At 69.9% G+C, this 19850-nt stretch carries 26 protein-coding genes; 9 read left to right on the top strand and 17 right to left on the bottom strand.

Features of this window, described 5'->3' with window-relative positions; genetic code table 11:
* Positions 1 to 59 precede the first annotated feature (59 nt).
* From QQK35_RS13970 to QQK35_RS13960, 3 genes are all read right to left on the bottom strand, one after another.
* The gene (locus tag QQK35_RS13970) at positions 60 to 752 is read right to left on the bottom strand and encodes a Gfo/Idh/MocA family protein (protein WP_284254710.1); all 693 of its coding nucleotides are present in this window, start codon (positions 750 to 752) and stop codon (positions 60 to 62) included.
* Entirely contained in the window at positions 749 to 1129 is a 381-nt protein-coding gene (locus tag QQK35_RS13965; protein WP_284254709.1) for a cupin domain-containing protein, read from the bottom strand. The genes QQK35_RS13970 and QQK35_RS13965 overlap by 4 nt, the downstream gene beginning before the upstream one ends.
* Positions 1130 to 1284: 155 nt before the next feature.
* On the bottom strand, positions 1285 to 2745 hold the full coding sequence (locus QQK35_RS13960) for an aminotransferase-like domain-containing protein (RefSeq protein WP_284254708.1): 1461 nt from the start codon (positions 2743 to 2745) through the stop codon (positions 1285 to 1287).
* Positions 2746 to 2808: 63 nt separating this feature from the next.
* Between QQK35_RS13960 and QQK35_RS13955 the strand changes: the two genes are divergently transcribed.
* On the top strand, positions 2809 to 4029 hold the full coding sequence (locus QQK35_RS13955) for a Tm-1-like ATP-binding domain-containing protein (RefSeq protein WP_284254707.1): 1221 nt from the start codon (positions 2809 to 2811) through the stop codon (positions 4027 to 4029).
* Positions 4030 to 4063: 34 nt separating this feature from the next.
* Positions 4064 to 4894, top strand: a complete 831-nt coding sequence (locus QQK35_RS13950; protein ID WP_284254706.1) for a phosphoenolpyruvate hydrolase family protein — start codon at positions 4064 to 4066, stop codon at positions 4892 to 4894.
* Here the strand turns inward: QQK35_RS13950 and QQK35_RS13945 are convergent.
* Complete coding sequence (locus tag QQK35_RS13945) at positions 4891 to 5964, bottom strand: ABC transporter permease (RefSeq protein ID WP_284254705.1); 1074 nt, start codon at positions 5962 to 5964, stop codon at positions 4891 to 4893. The genes QQK35_RS13950 and QQK35_RS13945 overlap by 4 nt on opposite strands.
* Before the next feature lie 67 nt (positions 5965 to 6031).
* Between QQK35_RS13945 and QQK35_RS13940 the strand changes: the two genes are divergently transcribed.
* On the top strand, positions 6032 to 6691 hold the full coding sequence (locus tag QQK35_RS13940; protein WP_284254704.1) for a TetR/AcrR family transcriptional regulator: 660 nt from the start codon (positions 6032 to 6034) through the stop codon (positions 6689 to 6691).
* Between the two features lie 202 nt (positions 6692 to 6893).
* On the opposite strand, the gene QQK35_RS13935 is transcribed toward QQK35_RS13940, so the two are convergent.
* Both QQK35_RS13935 and QQK35_RS13930 read right to left on the bottom strand, forming a co-directional pair.
* A complete protein-coding gene (locus tag QQK35_RS13935; RefSeq protein WP_284254703.1) occupies positions 6894 to 7811 on the bottom strand; it encodes a ribonucleotide-diphosphate reductase subunit beta in 918 nt (305 codons plus the stop codon).
* Positions 7724 to 10408 (bottom strand): ribonucleoside-diphosphate reductase subunit alpha, encoded by a 2685-nt coding sequence (locus QQK35_RS13930; RefSeq protein ID WP_284254702.1) that lies wholly within the window; start codon positions 10406 to 10408, stop codon positions 7724 to 7726. Before QQK35_RS13930 ends, QQK35_RS13935 begins: the two co-directional genes overlap by 88 nt.
* Positions 10409 to 10682: 274 nt before the next feature.
* Here QQK35_RS13930 and QQK35_RS19885 point away from each other — a divergent pair, with 274 nt between their 5' ends.
* Positions 10683 to 11375, top strand: coding sequence for an MFS transporter (locus tag QQK35_RS19885; RefSeq protein WP_348534947.1), 693 nt, complete (start codon positions 10683 to 10685; stop codon positions 11373 to 11375).
* Complete coding sequence (locus QQK35_RS19880; RefSeq protein WP_348534946.1) at positions 11309 to 11890, top strand: MFS transporter; 582 nt, start codon at positions 11309 to 11311, stop codon at positions 11888 to 11890. Before QQK35_RS19885 ends, QQK35_RS19880 begins: the two co-directional genes overlap by 67 nt.
* Before the next feature lie 7 nt (positions 11891 to 11897).
* On the opposite strand, the gene QQK35_RS13920 is transcribed toward QQK35_RS19880, so the two are convergent.
* From QQK35_RS13920 to QQK35_RS13905, 4 genes are all read right to left on the bottom strand, one after another.
* The gene (locus QQK35_RS13920) at positions 11898 to 12236 is read right to left on the bottom strand and encodes a globin domain-containing protein (RefSeq protein WP_284254701.1); all 339 of its coding nucleotides are present in this window, start codon (positions 12234 to 12236) and stop codon (positions 11898 to 11900) included.
* A gap of 78 nt (positions 12237 to 12314) precedes the next feature.
* Complete coding sequence (locus QQK35_RS13915; RefSeq protein WP_284254700.1) at positions 12315 to 12869, bottom strand: NADPH-dependent FMN reductase; 555 nt, start codon at positions 12867 to 12869, stop codon at positions 12315 to 12317.
* Between the two features lie 116 nt (positions 12870 to 12985).
* The gene (locus QQK35_RS13910) at positions 12986 to 13186 is read right to left on the bottom strand and encodes a hypothetical protein (RefSeq protein WP_284254699.1); all 201 of its coding nucleotides are present in this window, start codon (positions 13184 to 13186) and stop codon (positions 12986 to 12988) included.
* 143 nt (positions 13187 to 13329) lie between these two features.
* Positions 13330 to 13548, bottom strand: a complete 219-nt coding sequence (locus QQK35_RS13905) for a hypothetical protein (RefSeq protein WP_284254698.1) — start codon at positions 13546 to 13548, stop codon at positions 13330 to 13332.
* An 81-nt stretch (positions 13549 to 13629) separates the two neighbouring features.
* Between QQK35_RS13905 and QQK35_RS13900 the strand changes: the two genes are divergently transcribed.
* Positions 13630 to 14220 carry a DUF4349 domain-containing protein gene (locus QQK35_RS13900; protein WP_284254697.1) on the top strand — a complete coding sequence of 197 codons (591 nt, stop codon included), beginning with the start codon at positions 13630 to 13632 and terminating at the stop codon, positions 14218 to 14220.
* Here the strand turns inward: QQK35_RS13900 and QQK35_RS13895 are convergent.
* Positions 14201 to 14638 carry a pilus assembly protein CpaE gene (locus QQK35_RS13895; protein ID WP_284254696.1) on the bottom strand — a complete coding sequence of 146 codons (438 nt, stop codon included), beginning with the start codon at positions 14636 to 14638 and terminating at the stop codon, positions 14201 to 14203. The two genes, QQK35_RS13900 and QQK35_RS13895, sit on opposite strands and share 20 nt — an antisense overlap.
* A gap of 53 nt (positions 14639 to 14691) precedes the next feature.
* Here QQK35_RS13895 and QQK35_RS13890 point away from each other — a divergent pair, with 53 nt between their 5' ends.
* The 3 genes from QQK35_RS13890 (at position 14692) to QQK35_RS13880 (ending at position 16381) form a co-directional block, all read left to right on the top strand.
* Entirely contained in the window at positions 14692 to 15165 is a 474-nt protein-coding gene (locus tag QQK35_RS13890) for a hypothetical protein (RefSeq protein WP_284254695.1), read from the top strand.
* A gap of 165 nt (positions 15166 to 15330) precedes the next feature.
* Positions 15331 to 15546 carry a DUF6186 family protein gene (locus QQK35_RS13885; protein ID WP_284254694.1) on the top strand — a complete coding sequence of 72 codons (216 nt, stop codon included), beginning with the start codon at positions 15331 to 15333 and terminating at the stop codon, positions 15544 to 15546.
* A 67-nt stretch (positions 15547 to 15613) separates the two neighbouring features.
* Positions 15614 to 16381 (top strand): carboxymuconolactone decarboxylase family protein, encoded by a 768-nt coding sequence (locus QQK35_RS13880; protein WP_284254693.1) that lies wholly within the window; start codon positions 15614 to 15616, stop codon positions 16379 to 16381.
* A 7-nt stretch (positions 16382 to 16388) separates the two neighbouring features.
* Here QQK35_RS13880 and QQK35_RS13875 read toward each other — a convergent pair whose 3' ends face one another.
* The 6 genes from QQK35_RS13875 to QQK35_RS13850 form a co-directional block, all read right to left on the bottom strand.
* Positions 16389 to 17081, bottom strand: a complete 693-nt coding sequence (locus QQK35_RS13875) for a carboxymuconolactone decarboxylase family protein (protein ID WP_284254692.1) — start codon at positions 17079 to 17081, stop codon at positions 16389 to 16391.
* Positions 17082 to 17172: 91 nt separating this feature from the next.
* The gene (locus tag QQK35_RS13870) at positions 17173 to 17913 is read right to left on the bottom strand and encodes a GntR family transcriptional regulator (RefSeq protein WP_284254691.1); all 741 of its coding nucleotides are present in this window, start codon (positions 17911 to 17913) and stop codon (positions 17173 to 17175) included.
* A 64-nt stretch (positions 17914 to 17977) separates the two neighbouring features.
* A complete protein-coding gene (locus QQK35_RS13865) occupies positions 17978 to 18853 on the bottom strand; it encodes an NAD(P)-dependent oxidoreductase (RefSeq protein ID WP_284254690.1) in 876 nt (291 codons plus the stop codon).
* Positions 18846 to 19091 (bottom strand): carboxymuconolactone decarboxylase family protein, encoded by a 246-nt coding sequence (locus tag QQK35_RS13860; protein ID WP_284254689.1) that lies wholly within the window; start codon positions 19089 to 19091, stop codon positions 18846 to 18848. Before QQK35_RS13860 ends, QQK35_RS13865 begins: the two co-directional genes overlap by 8 nt.
* Positions 19092 to 19245: 154 nt before the next feature.
* The gene (locus QQK35_RS13855; RefSeq protein WP_284254688.1) at positions 19246 to 19644 is read right to left on the bottom strand and encodes a cupin domain-containing protein; all 399 of its coding nucleotides are present in this window, start codon (positions 19642 to 19644) and stop codon (positions 19246 to 19248) included.
* Positions 19641 to 19844 carry a hypothetical protein gene (locus QQK35_RS13850; protein ID WP_284254687.1) on the bottom strand — a complete coding sequence of 68 codons (204 nt, stop codon included), beginning with the start codon at positions 19842 to 19844 and terminating at the stop codon, positions 19641 to 19643. The genes QQK35_RS13855 and QQK35_RS13850 overlap by 4 nt, the downstream gene beginning before the upstream one ends.
* Positions 19845 to 19850 lie beyond the last annotated feature (6 nt).

Here is a 19850-nt window from a genome sequence, read left to right as displayed (position 1 = left end):
CTCGCCCAGCACGATCGTCTCGACGCGGTTCACCCGGGAGGCGAAGCTCTGCGTGTAGTTCACCGGGATGCCGCCGAAGTGCACCTGGATGAAGGCGTCGGTCTCCCCGCGGTGTGCATCGCCGGGTGGGTGAAGGTGCGCGCGACGATCCAGTCGGCGTCGCGGCGGTCCGCGGCGTCCGGCTGGGCGTCGATGAGGTAGCGGAACCCGTCGAACCAGTGCACCCCCATGACCGCGAGCGCGTGGTGCCGCGCCTCGGCGCGCCAGCCGACGACCTCGCGCCACATGAGCTCGCTCTGGTCGATGCCGAGCACCCGGCCGATGCGTCCGGCGGCGATCGCGTCGCGGGCGAGCCCGAAGGCGTAGTGGTCGCGGAAGTTCTGGTCGACGGCCAGCAGCACGCCGGCGTCCCCGGCGGTGCGGACGATCTCCCGCGCCTCCGTCATGTCGTCGGCCATCGGCTTCTCGACCAGCAGGTGCTTGCCGCCCTCGGCGAGCTCCCGCACGGCCTCCAGCCGCACCGTGCTGGGGGTGCACACCGACGCGACCTCGAAGTCGGCACCGGCCAGCAGCTCACCGATGCTCGCGTAGGTGTCGGTCACGCCGAAGTTCTCGGCCGCCCAGGCGCGGCGCGCCGGGTCCGGGTCGACCGCCGCGACGATCTCGACGCGGTCCGGCCGATCGAGGTAGCCGCGGAAGTGCATGTCGCTGACGTTGCCGCAGCCGACGATGGCGACACGATGACGGCTCATTCGCCGACCACCTGCCGCTTCGCGTTCGGATAGCAGATGGCGAGCTCGGCGACCTCGTCGCCGATGTTCTCGGCGTTGTGCACCGCGCCCTGCGGGATCGAGATCGTGTCTCCCGGCCCCATCTGCACGTACTCGTCGTCGACCCGGTGCCGGATCGTGCCGCGCACGACCCGCAGCACCTCGTCGCAGTTCGGGTGGTGGTGCACCGGGTTCTGCTGGCCCGGGTCGATGAAGCAGGTGCCGACCGTCATCGTGTCGGAGTTGCCGATGGCATCGGAGACGGCCCACTCGAGCCGGCCCCAGGACTGCGGCTCGACGACGACCTCGCTCGCGCGGGTGAGGCCGCCGCGGCCGCGGGAGATGGGGGTGTCGGGCATGGGGAACGCGCCTCTCGCTGGATCGGTCGGGCCGGCGCGTGCCGACCCCGCTGTCGGGTGGCGATCAGCAGTCGCCACCCGAACATCCTGAAGGGAGCGCGAGGACAGGGAGAGGGCCAATTCCGGTCAGGTGGCACCCGCTCGCTGAGCAGCGGTCACGACCGCGGGTCAGCCGAACTCGCTCCACACCTGCGCGAGCAGGTCGATGCCGCGCGCGACGGCCCCCTGATCGGCGGCGTAGGAGAGCCGCACGTGGTCGTCGAGCCGGTCCTCCGCCGAGAAGGTGGGACCCGGGAGGATCTGCACGCCGACGCGCTCCGCGCGCTGCGCGAACGCCGTGGCACCCGGACCGGGGAGCCGGATCCAGAGGGATCCCCGCCGGCCGGCACCTGCGGCGTCCAGTCCGGCAGTTGCTCGGCCAGTTGCTCGAGCGCGAGTCGGCGCCCCTCGGTCAGCGTGCGGAACCGCTCGTCGCGAGCCCGCTCGATCTGCGGCAGCAGCTGCGCGGCGAGCAGTTGCGCGAGCACCGACGTGCCGAGGTCCTCGCCGCCCTTGACCGCGATGAGCTCGTCGATCGTCTCGGGCTGCGCGCGCACCCAGCCCAGCCGCAGCCCGCCCCAGAACGACTTGCTCATCGACCCGACGGTCAGCACCAGGTCGCTTCCCGCGGCGAGCGGAATCGGCCGGCGCTCGCCATCGATGATGGTGTCGGAGAGGGTCGCGTCGTCGATGACCGGCACGCCCGAGCGTTCCGCGATGGCCGTGATCCTGCTGCGGTGGAACCGGTCGAGGACGGACCCGGTCGGGTTGTGCACCGTCGACTGCAGCACGATGAGCGCGGGCTTGCGGGCCGCGACGGCCGCCGCGAGCTCGTCGACGTCGATGCCGTCGCCGCCCGAGGACACGCCCACGAGTCGCGCGCCGAGAGCCTGGAGCGACTCGATGGCGCCGCGGAACGACGGCTCCTCGATCAGCACCGTCGCCCCGGGGGTGATGAACGACGACGCGACGAGCCGCAGCGCCTGCTGCGCCCCGGAGCACACCAGGATGTGCTCCGGCCCGGTGGGCAGCCCGAGACCCCGGTAGTACGCGGCGATCGCCTCGCGCAGCTCGGGCAGGCCCGAGGGGATGTAGCCGTGGCTCGCGACGAGCTCGCGCATGCGCGAGCCGTCGAGCAGGTTGACCTCGTCGGCGACCATGGCCAGCCCCGGCATCGCAGCGCTGCGCAGGTCGATCCGGTCCAGCTGCACCGGATCCTCCGCCACGAAGGAGCGCAACCGGTCGTCGCCGCGGACCGGCCCGCTGTGCCGTCGGCTCACGGTCACGTAGGTGCCGTCGCCCTGCCGGCTCGAGAGCAGCCCCTCGCCGCGCAGCAGGTCCAGCGACTTCGTCACGGTGTTGCGACTGAGGTTCAGGGCGAGCCCCAGCGATCGCTCGGAGGGCAGTCGGGTGCCCGAGGTCATGGCCCCGGTGCGGATCAGATGCCGCATCTGGTCGGCGAGCTGCTCGTGCAACGGGCCGTCGCCGCGGGCCCAGTCCCCGAGCAGACGCACGAGCCGGCTCGCGCCGATCGCAGCCAATCGGAACGAATTGGCACTCGCCCTCTCCAACGTCATCCGCACATCATGTGAGCGACGCAGCGTCGCGGTCAACCGGGGCGCGGAAGGGACGGTCCCCCGATGCCGCACACGGTGGCCCTGGTCGGGGCGCTCGACACCAAGTCGGACGAGTACGCCTTCGTGCGCGATCGGCTGCGGGATGCCGGGGTCGACACGCTCGTCGTCGACACCGGCGTGCTCGGCGAGCCCGGGTTCACCCCGGACATCGCACGGGACCGCGTCGCCGCCGCCGGTGGAGGCGACATCGAGGCCCTCGTGCGCGCCGGCGACCGCGGTGCCGCGATGGCGATCATGGCGGCCGGAGCGACGCGGGTCGTCGCCGACCTGCAGGAGCGGGGCGAGATCCAGGGCGCCATGGCGCTCGGCGGCACCGGGGGCACATCGCTCGCCGCGACCGCGTTCCGTCCGCTCCCGCTCGGGTTCCCCAAGCTGATCGTCTCGACCGCGGCATCCGGCAACACCGAGATGTACATCGAGGAGACCGACCTCATCCTCGTGCCGAGCATCGTCGACATCGCGGGGCTGAACCGCATCTCGATCCGCATCCTCGCCAATGCCGCCGCGGCCATGGCGGGCATGGTCGGCGCTCCGGCACCGCAGGAGTCCGGCGGCAAGCCCATGGTGGCGGCCTCGATGTTCGGCGTGACCACCCCGTGCGTGACGCGCGCCCGGGCACGGCTCGAGGCGCTCGGCTACGAGGTGCTCGTCTTCCACATGACCGGCTCCGGCGGCCGTTCGCTCGAGTCGCTGTGCCGGCAGGGCTTCTTCGCCGGCGTGCTCGACGTCACCACCACCGAGCTCGCCGACCACCTCGTCGGCGGCGTCTTCGACGCGGGCGAGGACCGCCTCACCGCCGCCGGCGCGACGGGCACACCGCAGGTGATCTCGGTCGGCGCGCTCGACATGGTCAACTTCGGGCCGATGGACACGGTGCCCCCGCAGTTCCGCGGGCGCACCCTGTACGAGCACAACTCGAGCGTGACGCTCATGCGCACGACGCCCGACGAGTGCGCGCAGCTCGGCGCCGAGGTCGCCCGCAAGGCCGCCGCCGCGACCGGGCCGACCACGGTCTTCCTCCCCGTGCGCGGCGTCTCCGCCATCGCGGTGGAGGGCGGCCCGTTCTTCGACGCCGAGGCCGACGAGCGGTTGTTCGGCGCCATCCGAGAGGGCCTCGCCGGATCGAGCATCCCCCTCGTCGAGCTCGAGCTCGACGTCAACGACCCGGCCTTCGCCGACGCGATGGTCGACACCCTGCACGCCGCGATCGCCGCCGCCCACTGAACCCCGCCCGCCCCACGACACCCAGGACTCACCCATGCCGTTCATCCCGCGAGCCGAGCTGCTCGCCCGCTTCACCCGCAAGATCGCCGAGCGCCGACCGATCGTCGGCGCCGGGGCCGGCACCGGTCTCTCGGCGAAATGCGAGGAGGACGGCGGCGCCGACCTCATCGTGATCTACAACTCGGGCCGGTTCCGGATGGCCGGCCGCGGTTCGCTCTCCGGCCTCCTGGCGTACGGCAACGCCAACGATCTCGTGGTCGAGATGGGGCGCGAGGTGCTCCCGGTGCCGAAGCACACGCCCGTGCTCGCCGGCGTCAACGGAACCGATCCGTTCCTGAACCCCGACCACTTCCTGAAGCAGCTGAAGGAGCTCGGCTTCTCCGGCATCCAGAACTTCCCCACGGTGGGTCTCATCGACGGCGTCTTCCGCGCCAACCTCGAGGAGACCGGCATGAGCTACCAGCTCGAGGTCGACATCGTGCGTCGTGCCCACGACCACGACCTGCTGACCACGCCCTACGTGTTCTCGGTCGAGGACGCCGAGGCGATGACGCGGGCCGGTGCCGACATCGTGGTGTGCCACATGGGACTGACCACCGGCGGCAGCATCGGCGCGGAGACCGCCAAGACCCTCGACGACTGCGTCGCGCTGGCCAGCGAGTGGGCGGCCGCCGCGAAGGCGGTCCGCGACGACGTCGTCGTGCTCGTGCACGGCGGTCCGGTCGCCGAACCGTCCGACGCGCAGTACGTGCTCGCGAATGCGACCGGCCTGCACGGCTTCTACGGCGCGTCCTCGATGGAGCGGCTGCCCACCGAGCGGGCGCTCACCGAGACGGTGCGCAGCTTCACCCGGATGACCTTCTAGGCGGCCACCGCCGGCTCGGAGACCTCCGCCCGCTCCGCCTCGTGGATCGCCTCCGCGGTCGCGCCGCCCGTCTGCCGGAAGTGCCCGACCAGCCCGAGCAGCGCACCGGCCGCCGCCCATCCTGCGAGCACGAGCCAGGGGAACGTCGTGTCCGCGTGCGGGAAGTACGAGGCGTCGCGCAGCAGCGTCGCGGCCGCGCCCGGCGGGAACCACTGGCCGACCGCTCCCCACGGGGCCGGGAGGAACTCGAGCGGCTGCGCCGCCGCCGAGATCGGATTGGCGATCAGGAGGAAGGTCGCGGGGCCGATCGCGACGCCGATCCGGCCGACGAGCGCGGCGAACCCGATGATGGGCGCACCGATCCCCAGGAGAGCCAGGGTGAAGATGCTCGCGTTGAGCGGGAAGGACCCCTGCAGCACGCCGAACCATCCCTGCAGCACGCTCGTGAGCGCGATGCCTCCCACGACCGCGTAGACGGCGAGGGCGGCGAGCCGACGGACCGAACCGACGAGCGCGATCGTGAGGGCGACACCGCCGATCAGTCCGCCGATCACGAGCGGCAGCGCCGCCGCGATGAGCCCCGTGCCGCGCGCGTCGGCCTCGGCGAGCGGCACCACATCGGCGACCTCGACGCTGATGGCCGGTACTGGAGCTCCCGCCGGCAGCTGCGCGGCGACGGCCTTCTGCAGCTGCGCCTGCAGCACGGGTGCGATCGCCGCCAGCTGCTGGGCGACGATCGGCGACGCGGCGGATGAGGTGAGCACGGCGGGGCGGTCGCCGAGGAGGATGGCGCCGTAGTCCGCGCGGCGCTCGATCGCCCGCACGGCAGCGGTGCGACCGGCGACCGGATGGACGTCGAACGCATCACCCGCCTGCTGACGCAGGGCGGTCTCGAACCGGCCCACCGCGGCATCCGGGCCCGCCACGGCGATCGGGACGCCCTTCGGAGCCGACGTGACGCTCGGCCATGCGAAGGCCAGGACGACGATCGTGACGAGGGCGGCCAGGGCGACGCCGATCCCGATGGCGCGACGCCACGGCGAATGCGGCTCGGGTGCCGATGTCGGCATGAGGGGCTCCGATCTATTAAAAACGAACGCTCGTTCTTTATACTCTCCATGCCAGGATGAGGTCAAGATGCCCAAGGTCAGCGACGCGCACCGCGAATCCCGCCGCGCTCGGATCGTCGCCGCTGCGCTGGAGTGCTTCGGCGAGAAGGGCTTTCAGCGCACCTCGATGGCGGACATCATCGCCCGCTCCGGGTTGTCGGCCGGCGCGATCTACCTGCACTTCTCCGGCAAGCAGGAGATCGCGCTGAGCGTGGGGCGCGACGTGCTCTCCCGACGGCTCGGAGAGCTGGGCACATCGGACGACGGGCGGCTCAGCGATCCGGTCGAGACGATGCGCGGCCTGCTCGGCGGGATGGTCGACGACATCATCGACACCCGCGTGCTCGTACAGCTCTGGGGCGAGGCGACCGCCGACTCCGAGATGAGCGGCCTCGTGGGCGAGATCTTCGCCGTGCTGCAGAAGGCCTGGCTCGACTATCTGACCACCTGGGCGACGCATCGCGGGATGCCCGATCCCGGCGCCTGGGCGACCGGCGCGTGGCCCGCGGTGCTCGCGCTCGCCCAGGGCTACTTCGTGCAGCGGGCGCTCGTGCCCGCGTTCGACGGCGACGCGTACTTCGCCGCCGTGCGCCTCATCGCCGGGCCGGGGCTGCTCCTGCCGAAAGCGCCGGCTCAGCGGCCTGGGCGGGCGCCGGGGGACGATGGTCTGGTGACACCGGCGACATGATCGCGTGCCCCCTGTATTGGGGGCAAGGACCGCGCGGCCGGAGTAGGGTGTGTCGTTGTGCGCACGCCTCCGATACTGGAGACGATGCGCTGGTGCACGCGCGTACTCGGGGGTTTCCTTCCGATGTCGTGGAGCACGCCGGTGGCCGGCTCGCCGGGGGTGATGCCCGGCCACCGGCACAGTCACCCGCAGGTCGCCGCGCCTAGCTGGACGCCTTCGCGTTCGACTCGTACGAGGTGTTGGTCGACTCGAAGAAGTTCACCAGCTCGAGTGTGTCGTTCGCCGTCGCCATCCACTTCGCCGGGTTGGTCACGTTGTACTCGGTGCCGAAGCCGAGCTCCTCGAGCCGGCGGTCGGCGAGATACTTCACGTACTGGTTGATGTATCCGGCGTTCAGGCCCAGGATGCCGCCCGGCAGGAGATCGTTGTTGTACGCCTCCTCCATCTCCACGGCATCCGTGATCATCTTCTTGATCTCGGCCGCGAACTCCGGCGTCTGCAGATCGGGGTTCTCGTCGAGCACCGTGAGGATCAGGTTGATCCCGAACTTCAGGTGCAGCGACTCGTCGCGCACGATCCAGTCCATGAGCGAGCCGAAGTTGCGCAGCAGGTTCCGCTGGCGGAACGACAGGGCCACCATGAACCCCGAGTAGAACCAGATGCCCTCGAGGATGATGTTGTAGGCCACGAGGTTGCGGATGAAGTCCTGCTTGCCCGCGGTCGTCGTGATGTCGAGGGTCTCCTCCGTCATGCGACGGATGAAGTTGACCTCGAACTCCTCCTTGCGCCGCATCGACGGGATGTCGACGTGCGAGTTGTAGGCCTCGTTGCGGTCGATCGGGAACGTCTCGAGCACGTACTCGAACGACATGCAGTGGTTGGCCTCCTCCCACATCTGCTTCGCGAGGTAGAGGTGGGTCTCCGGTGCGTTGACGTACGGGTAGACACCGAAGGCGAGCGCCTTGTTGACGAGCAGCTCGTTGGGGTTGAAGTAGCTGATCAGGAAGGTGACCGCGTGGCGCTCCTCGTCGGTCATCTTCTTGAAGTCGGCCAGGTCCTCGCCGAGCTGGATCTCGTTGGGGAACCAGGTGTTCGCGACGGCCTGGTCGTAGAGCTCCATCGCCCACGGGTAGGTGACGGGCTTGAGGAGGAGTCCCTCTTGGACTCCGGTACCGAGAAGAGGCATGTGCTTACTGGCAGCTTTCGCATTGGAGGTCGTCCATGGGATCGACCGGGACTTCGTAGGCTCCGACGGTCTCGGTGTCCATGATCAGGCCAGCCCCCGAATCCGCGACGGGCGGGTGCCGCGGGCGCAGCCGACTCGGAGGATGCCGCGATCGGCGCCGCAGCCGCCTTGCTCGCCGCGATCTCCTCGGCCTTGTTGACCTTGACCGTCGACTGCTCGGCCTGGTGACGCGGCTTCATGTGCAGGTAGTACGTGGTCTTCACCCCGCGCTCCCACGCCGCGTAGTAGATGTCCATCATGTCGCCGAGGTCGCGCGTCTCGAGGTAGATGTTGCGGCTGATCGACTGGTCGATCCACTTCTGCGCGCGCGCCGCGACCTCCAGGAAGGAGTACGGCGAGAGCTGGAAGCTGGTCTTGTAGACCTTCTTGATGTCCTCCGGGATCGCGTCGATCCCCTGGATGTCGCCCTGCGAGCGCAGGATCGCCTCCTTGACCTCGCCCCAGATCCCGAGCCGCTGCAGGTCGGCGACCAGGTTGCGGTTCACCTCGAGGAACTTGCCGTTCGAGGTCGAGCGGCTGAAGATCTGCGTGAACTGCGGGTCGAGTCCCGGCGTGGTGCCGGCGACCAGGCCGATGGATGCCGTGGGCGCGATCGCCATGAGCGTCGCGTTGCGTATCCCGCCCTTCACCTTGGCGCGCAGCGCATCCCAGTCGAGCCGCGTCGTGCGGTCGACCTTGATCGGGGTGCCGCGATCGGCCTCGGTGAGCGCGATCGAGTCGAACGGCACCAACCCCTGCGACCACCGGCTGCCGGCGAAGTTCGAGTAGGAGCCGCGCTCGCGCGCGAGATCCGCCGACTCGTCGATCGCGGCGTAGGAGACGTGCTCCATGACCTCGTCGATCACGGTGGCGGCCTCCTCGGACTCGTAGCTGAGGCCGAGCTTCTCGACGATGTCGGTGAAGCCCATGACCCCGAGGCCGATCGCCCGGTTGCTGATGTTGGCGTGATCCGCCTCCGGAACGGACGACACCGTGATGTCGATGAGGTTGTCGAGCTGGCGCACGGCGCTGCGAGCCGATGCCTCGATGAGGTCCCAGTCGAAGCCCAGGGTGCCGTTCGCGTCCACGCGCAGATGGGTCGAGAGGTTGATCGAGGCGAGGTTGCACACCGCGATGTTCTCGAGGTCCTGCGGGAGGCAGATCTCGGTGCAGAGGTTGGAGAGGTGGATCGTGCCGGTGTTGTTGTTCAGCGCCCGGTTGTTGATCGTGTCCTTCCAGGTCAGCCACGGGTGGGCCGTCGTCTGGAGGGACATCAGGATGTCCTTGAACTGCGCGCGCGCGGCGATCTTCTTGAACATCCGGACGCGCCCGGCCTCGGCCTCGGCGACGTAGTGCGCGTACCGCTCGCTGAACGCCTTGCCGTACAGCTCGTTGAGGTCGCCGACCTCGAGCGGGTCGAAGAGGTACCAGTCCTCGTCGTTCTGCACGCGCTTCATGAACTCGTCGGAGATCCACACGGCGGTGTTCGCGGTGCGGGTGCGGCGGTACGGGTCGCCGGAGTTCTGGCGCAGGTCGAGGAACTCGGGGAAGTCGAGGTGCCAGTTCTCCATGTAGAACGCGAGCGCACCGAACTTCTTGCCGCCGCGACTGACCGCGCGCAGCACCGAGTCGATCGTGTGCATGAACGGGATCGGCCCGGTCGAGGTCGTGTTGTTGGAGCGGATCGGGGAGCCCTGGGCGCGCAGCTTGGTGACCGAGAGGCCGATGCCGCCGGTGCCCTTGGTGAGCCACATCACGTCGCGCACGCTCTTGGCGATGTGCTCGATGTCGTCGTGCATCTCCATGACGAAGCAGTTGCTGAGCTGGGGGTACGCGGTGCCCGCGTTGACGAGGGTCGAGCCGGCGGCGATGTACTCGAGCTTCGACATCTTCTCGTAGAAGCCGAGCGCGACGCCGGTCGGATCGGCCTCGTTGAGGGCGAGACCCATCGCGATCCGCATCCAGAAGAACTGCGGCACCTCGAGCGGCTCGCCGTTGCGGGCCTTGATGCCGTAGCGGTTGTTGAGCGTGACCACGCCGATGTACTTGAGCAGACCGTCGCGGCTCGGCTCGAGCGCCGTCGCCATCCGGTCGAGGTCGTAGAGGTCGAGGAACCGGGGATCGAAGAGCTGTTCCGCCACGCCCCGTTCGACCGCGGCGCGGAAGTGCCGGGCGTGGAGCGCCTTCAGCTCCTCGTCGGTCTCGTAGTCGCCGAGCACGCGCTTGTAGATCGTCTTCAGCAGCAGCCGCGCGGCGACCGTGTCGAACTGCGGGTCGTCCTTGACGTTCTGCAGCGCGACCTGGATCACGGCCTCGTCGAGCTGCTGGGTCGTGATGCCGTCGAACAGCGTGAGCTCGAGCTCGCTCGCGATCTGCGTGACCCACGTGATGCTCTCGTCGAGACCGCGGCTCGCGTGCTCGATCGCGAGGTTGATCTTGTTGGCGTCGTAGGGCTCCTGCGCCCCGTCGCGCTTGACGACCGTGATGGTCACGTGGACTCCTCTTCCTGCTGCTCCTGCGGCGGCTGTTCTGCGACGCTCGTCGGCTCCCGGGGATGCCCGGAGAGCCGTTCGCGGGCCCCCGCCCGCCCTGCGGCTCGATCACTATATATCCGGCCACTGACCGGGGCACCACCACTACATGTTGTGGGCGTGTCGTCCCCAGGTTGGGGATAAGTTCGCGGACTTATCCCCCGATTCCACAGGCTTGCACGCGCCGCCGACAGCGCTGCGCACCGTCGCCACCGGGCAATACGCTGGTCCCACCGTGAACGCCTACGCCCAGCTCCTTCGCACGCCGGGCGTCGCGCGCATCATCGCCGCCCAGCTCGTCGCCCGGTTCCCGGGCGGGATGATCTCCCTGGGGTTCCTGCTGCATCTCGAGCGCATCTTCCACAGCTACGGCTCGGCCGGGCTGGTGCTCGCCGCGACGAGCGTCGGGCAGGCGGTCTCCGGTCCGCTCACGAGCAGGTGGATGGGGCGCTGGGGCATGCGGCCGGTGCTGCTGCTGACCGTCGGGGTGTGCGCGATCGCCCTCACGACCATCGCCCTCGCGCCTCTGCCCCTGTGGGGCTACATGGCCGCCGGTCTGGTCGCCGGCCTCAGCTACCCGCCCATCCAGCCTGCCGTGCGCACGATCTATCCCAAACTCGTGAACTCGCGCCAGCTCACCCCGCTCTTCTCGCTCGACGCGTCCGCGCAGGAGCTCATCTGGATCGCCGGACCCGTCATCGTCACATTCGTCGCGACCCAGATCTCGACGACCATCGGCATCCTGCTCTCGGTGGTCTTCCTCGTGGGCGGCGGCGCCTGGTTCATCTTCTCGCCCGAGGTCGGGCGGGTGCGCATCCCCGCAGCAAGCGGCGGTTCGGATCGGTGCTCACGCGCCCGCCGGTGCTGCTCTCGACCGCCGTGGGCTTCCTGCTGGTCGGCGCCTGCGCGGCGACCGAGGCGGCCGTGATCGCGACCTTCGGGGAGGGCGACTCCCGCTCGGGAGTGGTGCTCGCGATCTGGGCGCTCGCGTCGCTGTCCGGCGGGCTCGCGCTCGGCCGCCTGCCGGTCGGACCGTGGGCGCTCGCCTGGCGCATGGCGGTCGTGCTGATCGGATCGGCGCTCTCCGTCGTCGCCTGGGAGTTCTGGAGCCTCAACGCCGCGCTGATCATCGCGGGGCTGTGCATCGCTCCGGCACTCGCCGTCATCTTCGCGCTGGTCTCGTCGAGCGTGAAGTTCAGCGACACGGCCGAGGCGTACGGATGGGTCGGCACGGGACAGCTCATCGGCGCCGCGGCCGGCTCGGCCGTCGCCGGATTCCTCATCGACGCGGGCGGCGCCGACGGCGGATTCTGGGCGGCCGTCGCCTTCGCGGCGGTCGGGACCCTCGTGCCGGTTCTCTTCCGGAGAGCGCACCCCGACCTGCGCGGACGCGACGCGAGCCCGCTGCCGGATACCGAGCCGGTTCCGGTGCAGCCCAGCTGAGCCGCGCCTACGCCATCACGACGACGGGCCGCAGGTCATCGACGCGACGTCGCACGAGCGCCAGCACGTCGGCCGAGACGCCCACGTCGGCGAGGCTCTCGATGAGCACGCAGGTGATCCGTTCGAACTCGGCGTCCTCGACCCCGTGCGGTCGCCGGTCCCGGTCGAGAGCGCGGTACAACTCCGGACCGCCGAGCGCCTCGATCACGAACATCCGCGCGCGGGGACGCAGGCTGCCCACGTCGATCTTGGCCCGGAACCCCTCCAGGGCCGGGTCGGTCAGCACCCGGTCGATGAAGTGCTCCACGGCCGCTTGAATAGCGGTGGCATCCGCCGTCGTCTGCATCGTGCAAGCCCCCGGCCTTGTCGCGAATTCAGGGGACCAGCATATCGCGCCTGTCCTCCGAATGGAGGACCGATCCGGTCAGCGCAGCGGAGCGAGGGCGGGCGCGAGCGTCTCGATCTCGTCGAGCAGGTGGCCCAGGATCGCGACCTCCTTCTCGGTGGGCGAGAACACGCCGTCGTGCACCTGCTGGCCGGCGAAGTTGATCTCGACGGCGGCTCCGGTGCGCACCATCCCCAGACCGGAGGTGACGACGGTGAGCGCGACGACGCCGCGCGTGCCCGCCGACACGCCGCCGTAGCTGACGAAGCCCACCGGCTTGCGCCACCACTCGCGGTGCAGGTAGTCGAGCGCGTTCTTGAGCGCCGGTGAATAGCTGTGGTTGTACTCCGGCGTCACGAGGATGACGGCGTCGGCCGCCTGGACGCGTTCGCTCCACGCGCGCGTGTGCGGCTGGGTGTACCGCTGCAGACGCGGGTGATGGGGCTCATCCATGAACGGGAGGCCGAGCTCGACGAGGTCGACGAAGTCGATCTCCATCCCCGGGCGCTCGCGGGCGATCGATTCGACCCAGCGGGCGATCGGCAGTCCGATCCGACCCGGCCGGACACTGCCCGCGATGATCATGACCCGCATGGATGACGCTCCCGTCGATAGATGACGTGTCAATCATTCCACTCCGTCGACCCCCTCGCACGAGGGAGGGCCGGTGGCTCGTCCACCGACCCTCCGGTCCTCTCGCCCTGCGGCGGTCAGTCGTCGCCGCGGATCTTCTCCTTGGCGTCGTTCTTGGCGTGCACGGCGTCGCGCTCGCGCTCGGCGCGCTTCACGTCCGAATCCGCCTGCATCTCGTCGACCTTGTCGCCGACGCGGTCCTTCGCATCCTCGGCGGCGTCGCCGAGCTTGCGGCCGGCCGTCTCGGCGGTGTCGCGGGCGTCATCCATGAGTCCCATGTCGTGACCTCCTGTTCGCGGCTTCGTGAGCCGACGCCAGCAGGCTAGATCTGCGGCCGGCCGGGACCGGTGTGCTCGGAGGCGACGCCCAGGCCGCTTCTCACGATTGCGCAACGGTCTGCGGCGTCCGGGTCTCCTGTTCTCTACGGTGACCCCATGAGGCGTTCTGCACTTCTCGTCGGCGTCGCGCTCGCCGCGGCCCTCGCCCTCGGCGGCTGCTCGGCGGGCGCCGGCGCCGGCTCGACCGGCACCTCCGACTCGGGCGCGGCGGGCCACGGCGCGCCGCTCGCGAACGACGCACCGGCGACGACGGGTTCGGGGAGTGAGAAGGCGGCGAGCGCCGACCGGTCGATCGTGGTCACGGGCGAGCTCGTGGTCACCGCATCCGACCCGCTGCGTGCGGCCGACCGTGCCGCATCGATCGTGAGGTCGGCGGGGGCCGGGTGGACGGCCGGAGCGAACGCGCCGGGTCGCAGGGTCACGCGGGAACCGCCTCGCTCACCCTGCGCATCCCGGCCGCGAAGCTCGACACCACGCTCGCGGCGCTCAAGGGCCTGGGCCGCACCGACCGGGTCTCGACCAGCTCGACCGACGTGACCAGCCGCACCCAGGATCTGGACGCACGCATCACGGCGCTCCGGGCGACGATCCAGCGCCTCATCGAGCTGGAGAAGCGCGCGACCGACACCTCCGACCTCGTCGAGATCGAGACCGCCATCGGAGACCGGCAGGGCGACCTCGAGAGCCTCGAGGCGCAGCAGCGCGGGCTCGCCGATCAGGTCGCGATGTCGACCATCACGATGACGTTGCAGCCCACCGGGACCGTCGTGGAGTCCACCCCGGCCGGCTTCGGCGACGGCCTCGCCACCGGCTGGAGCGCCTTCGTCGCCTTCTGGGGCGCGACACTCGTGGCCCTCGGGATGGCGCTGCCGTGGCTCCTGCTGCTGGCCCTGCTCGGCGCAATCGCGCTGGGGGTCGTCGCCATCGTTCGGCGACGCGCGCGGAACGCGGTGGTCAGGCCGACGCGCGGATGAGATCCAGCAGCGCGAGAGCGTAGGCCTCGGCGGGATCGTCGCTGACGTACACGTGCTCGCCTCCTGCCCGTTCCACGCGCACCCGGTACTCGATGCCGTGCGGCGCCTCGATCCGGTCGAGGCCCCGGAACGTGCTCTGCAGCCGATCGCGCAGCTGGTCCTCCCGTGGCAGCCAGAGCGCATCCTCGAGCGCGACGGAGTCGAGCGCCCACTCGGTCGTGCCGTTGAATCCGAGGATGGTGCCGGTGGGATAGACGTGCGCCTCGATCGTCATGTCGCTCACCGTGAACAGGTCGCCCTCGAGCTCGCCGTCCTCCCCCGCCCCGGACCCGGGGGCGAGCTGGAACACGTCGCCCGAGACGGGCGCCCAGTGCAGGCCGGACTCCCGGAGGCTCCGGGCGAGGTCGGTGGAGATCATCCGCCCATTCTCACCGCCACGAGCGCTCCGCGCCGGGGGCGTAGCCTGCCGACATGGCGCACGAAGTCGCCGGCAATCCGATCGACGCCGGCACGGTCGTCGATCACCCGCCGCGTCGACGACTGCTGCCCGCCCTGCCGTGGATCGCCATCGTCGCGATCACCTCGGCCGTGCAGTTCGTGCGGGAGGCGCTCTTCGACGGGGTCGTGTTCGGCGTCGTCGGCCTCGCGCTGCTGATCGATGCGCTGCGACTGGTGCCGCAGGTCGGCCGGCTGTCGCGGCCGGCGCTGGTCCCGACCCTGGTCGGAGCCGTCGCGGTCGGCGCACTCCTCGCATTCACGCCCCGGCACGGCATCGTCGACGGGATCGTGCTGGCCGGTCTCGGCGCCGTCGTGCTGCCGTTCGCGTGGTCGGGGTGCGCTCGCGCACCGGCGCGCGCGAGCAGCGCGCCGCCGATTCCCTCGCGATCCGCCGCACCGCCGTCGCGTGGGCGGTCACGGGGGTCGCGACCTGTGCCTGGGAGCTGACCTCCTGGATCCTTGGACGGATGCTGCCCCCGAGGCGGCGCTGCAGCATCCGGCGATCTCCGACATCCTCGACCCGGCACTGGACCAGCTGTGGTTCCGCACGCTCTTCGTGGCGGCATGGATCGCGCTGGGTCTGGCCCTGGTGACACGGGGACGGCGCGACTGATGTACCTCGTCACAGAACTGGTCTTCGCCGCGTGCGGGGTCGTGGGCGTGCTGCTCTGGGTGACCGGGCGACGCGACGCGCTCGGGCTCACCTCGACGGGGGCGCTGTTCGACAGGGTGCTCGCCGACCGGGCGGCGCGGATGGTGATCCTGCTGTTCTGGTGGTGGATCGGGTGGCACTTCCTGTTCGCGCGGACGGTCGACCCGCACCCGTGAATCCGCGTTGCGGCATTTTGTATGACGGTCATATATTCGAGGTGACCCGTCTCGAGGAGGAGCCGCCATGCCGTTGAGCGACCAGCAGGAGAACATCAAGGCCCGTGCCCTGGAGGCGTACGGCGAGGAGGCGTGGAGCGAGGGCTGGGAGGCGGCGCTGCGCATCGACCCGGACTTCGTGGCCGCCTCGATCGCGTTGCGGCAGGTGCCCACCCTCAAGCGCCACCTGTCGGCGAAGTTCCATGCGCTGTGCCGCATCTCGGTCAACGCCGCGGCGACCCACCTCAACGTCCCGCGGATCCTGCCTCACGTGCGGGCGGCACTCGACGAGGGCGCAACCCCGCACGAGATCCTCGAGGTGCTCGAGCTCGCCTCCACGCTCGGAATCCACACCATGAACATCGGGGTCCCGCTGCTCGTCGAGGTACTCGAGGAGCGCGGTCGCACCGGACCGTCGCCGCTGACCGCCCGCCAGGAGGAGCTCAAGGCCGAGTTCACACGCGTGCGCGGGTACTGGCACGACTTCTGGAACGAGATGCTCGAACTCGACCCCGAGATGTTCGCGGCCTACACCGACTTCTCCACGGTGCCGTGGCGGACCGGTCCCCTCACTCCCGCCGAGAAGGAGCTGATCTACATCAGCTACGACATCGCCGCGACCCATCTCTACGTGCCCGGCACGAAGCTCCACATCCGCAACGCGCTGAACCACGGCGCCACGGTCGAGCAGATCCTCGAGGTCATGGAGATCTCGTCCGCCCTGGGCCTGGACGCGGTCGAGACGGCGATGCCGATCGTCGCGCAGGAGCTCCGCGAGCGCGGCATCGCCCTCTGAACCGCCCCTAGTCGTCGCCGGCGAGCGCCGCGATCTCCTCCAGCAGGATCGGAGCGCCCATCGCGACCGAGTGGATGCCGATCACGCTCGCGACCTCCATGACCTCGAGGACCTCGCCGATCGTCGCGCCATAGCCGAGGGCGTTCTCGATATGCAGCTTGAGGCCCACCTTGTAGAGATGCGTGGCAGAGGTGTCGAACGCCATGTAGATGAACTCCCGCACCTTGGGCGAGAGCGTGCCGTGGGTCCAGGGGTGGGAGGAGAACGCGGTGTAGGCGTCGAAGAGCTCCGGGTCGAGCTCGAGCATCTCGTCCCACGTGGGGTTCCAGTAGCCGCGCTTCTGCGTGAACTCCGCTTTGAGCCGTTCCTGATACTCGTTCAGGGGCGCGGCGTCGGTGCGGATGCCCCTCTCAGCCAGCACCTCGGTGAGCACCGGGACGCCGACGTTCATGGCGTGGATGCTGAGGGTGGCGGTGCACTCGAGCACCTCCATGATCTCCTGCGGTGTCGCACCCGCGGCGAGCGCCGCCTTGATGTGCTGGCGCACCCCCGGCGCGTACATGTGGGTCGCCGCGGCATCCACGACGATGTAGATGAACTCCTCGTCTTGGTGTCGAGGTGGCCCTTGCGCCATGGCACGGCCGAGAAGTCCAGATAGGCGAGCAGGAACTCCGGGTCGAGTCGGAGCATGGCCTCCCACGTGTCGCCCCAGGTGCCGCGCACCTGGATGAACCGATCCTTGACCTCCTGCTGACGGGCGGTGAGCTCCATCGTGTTTCCTTTCCTCGTCTTCACATGCGGAATGAGAGGAGAGATCGTGCGGGCCTAGACCGCTTCGGCCTCGCGCAGACTGTGCAGCGCGGTGACCGACGCCTTGCGGATGTGCTCCGCCGTGAGCTTCGAGGCCAGCGGGGCGTCGCGCGCCGCGATCGCGTCGACGATGGCCTCGAGCTCGGCCACCATCTCGTGCGGCCGTCCCTGCTCCGAGAGGAGGTGGCGCGCAGCACCTGCACGCGCGCCTGGATCCCCTCGATGAGCTGCTGCAGCGCGGCACTGCGTGCGCCGGCGATCAGCACGAGATAGAAGGCATCCTTGGCGCCGAGGATCTCACGCGTGTCGGCGGTCTTCTCGGCGACCTTGGCCACGTCGCGCACGGTCTCGCGCAGCTTGTCGATCTCCTCGTCGCTCGCGCGCTCCACGAAATGCTGCACCACGAGCGACTCGAGCGAGGCACGCACCTCGTACAGGTCGATCGCCTCCTCGAGCGATGGTGCGCTCACCATGGCCCCGCGCTGCGGCACCACGGTGACCAACCCCTCCGACGTCAGCTCACGCAGCGCTTCGCGGATCGTGGTCCGGCTCACGCCGAGCTGCTCGATCAGCTCGCGCTCGACCAGACGCTGGCCGGGCTTGAGCTGGAAGTCGAGGATGGCCTGCCGCAGGGCGGCGATCACCTGCTCGCGAAGAGGCGCCGCAACGCGGCCCATGGGCTCTGCGGTCCATGAGCCTGCGAGGGAGTTGGTGGATGGCATGGCTCTCACTATAAGGACGGGTCTTGCTGCATCGTCATACGATCTCTCCGGGAGTGTCAGCGCGTCATCCGGCTCCTTCGTCGGCGATCCAGCGCGCGACCTCGGTGTGGTCCGCGGTGGCCGGCAGCCCGTCGGCGGCCTCTGCCCAGAGATCGACCGCGTCGGCGCCCAGCCGACTGGGGGCCCCGGACTGCTGGGCGAGCTGGACCGCGATCCGCATGTCCTTCAGCATGAGCCGGAGCCCGAATCCCGAGTCGAACGTGCCCGGCAGGATGAAGTTGGGCCACTTGTTCTCGGTCGACCCACTGCGGCCGCTCGAGCCGTTGAAGACGGCGAGCATGACCTCCGGGTCGAGACCGAAGCGCCGGCCGGCCTCGATCGCCTCGCTCGTGACCCACAGGTGGGTCGCCGACAGCAGATTGTTGAGGGCCTTCACGGCATGGCCCGATCCGATCGCCCCTGCGTGCACCGGTCGGCCGAGGGTCTCGAGCACGGGCATCACGCGCGCGACGTCCGCGTCATCGCCGCCGACCATGATCGTGAGCGCGCCCCTCTCGGCGCCCTTCACCCCGCCCGAGACGGGCGCGTCGACCATGCGGATGCCGCGCTCGGCCAACCGCGCCGCCAGCGCACGGGTGCGCAACGGCTCCGATGAGCTCATGTCGATCACCGTGGTGCCGGGCGACAGCGCCTGGGCGAAGCCCGGATCCGTGACGACCTGCTCGACGATGTCGGAGTTGGGCAGCATCAGGACGACCAGGTCCGCGTCGTCCGCCGCGGCCGCGAGCGTGGCGGCCTCGACGGCCCCGGCCTCGACCGCCCTCGCGCGTGCCGCTTCGGCGACGTCGTAGGCCCGGACGCGATGTCCGGCTCCGACCAGCCGCGAGGTCATCGGGTGCCCCATGTTCCCGAGGCCGACGAACCCGATCTGCTCAGGCATTCGCGTGGAACTCCTTGATGACCTTCTCGGCGACGCGGAAGGACTCGAGCGCCGCCGGAACGCCGACGTAGACGGCGGTCTGCAGGAGGACCTGCTGGATCTCGGCTTCGGTGACTCCGTTGTTGAGGGCGCCGCGCACGTGCACTCCGAGCTCGTGCGAGCGGTTGAGGGCGGTCAGCATGGCGAGGTTGAGCATGCTCCGCGTCTTCGGCTCGAGGCCGTCGTCGCTCCAGACCACCCCCAGCAGTATTCGGTGACGAATTCCTGAATGGGGCGCGAGAAGTCGCTGACGTTGGCCATCGAGCGCTCCACGTGATCGGCGCCCAGCACCTGACGGCGCATGTCCATACCGCGTTCGAAGAGGTCGTCGCGCGTCGTGTCGTCGGTCATCGTCAGTCCTGGGTGTCCGGGGCGCGGTCGTAGTCCTCGTCCGACACGGGGTCGGACCAGTCGGTCGTGCCGAGCGAGATGGCGGTGTGGATGAGGTAGGAGTCCGGGGCGGCACCGTGCCAGTGGCGTTCGCCGGCGGGGACCCAGACGGTGTCGCCGGCGCGGATCACCGCGACGGGGTCGCCCTCCGACTGGATGAGACCCCGGCCGGCCAGCACCTGCAGGATCTGACCGCGCTCGTGGCGGTGCCAGTAGGTGCGGGCGCCCGGCGTGAAGTTCACGGTGTTGATCACGACGCCATCGGTCGACGGCATGGTGACGTACGGATACACGTCGCCGGTGAACTGGGACCCCGGCTTGCCGGCGGTCCCGGATGCCCGGGAGGGCGGGACGATGATCATCGGGATTCCTTCCGCTCGCCGTCGTGCAGGCGGACGCCGCCCGAGATGTCGCCGATCGCGTCGACCACGGTGTTGCTGATGTCGTCGGCATAGCCGAGGGCACGCGCGAGCCCGAATGCCGCGAGCGGGCCCGAGGCATTGAGGCTGGCGACGCCGAGCCGCGCGACCAGGTCGGCGTACAGCGTGACGTCCTTGAGCATGAGGGT

This window comes from Pseudolysinimonas kribbensis, assembly GCF_030161895.1.
Lineage (GTDB): Bacteria > Actinomycetota > Actinomycetes > Actinomycetales > Microbacteriaceae > Pseudolysinimonas > Pseudolysinimonas kribbensis.
Note: the sequence above shows the minus strand (reverse complement) of the source record. Positions and strands in the feature narration are given on the sequence as shown.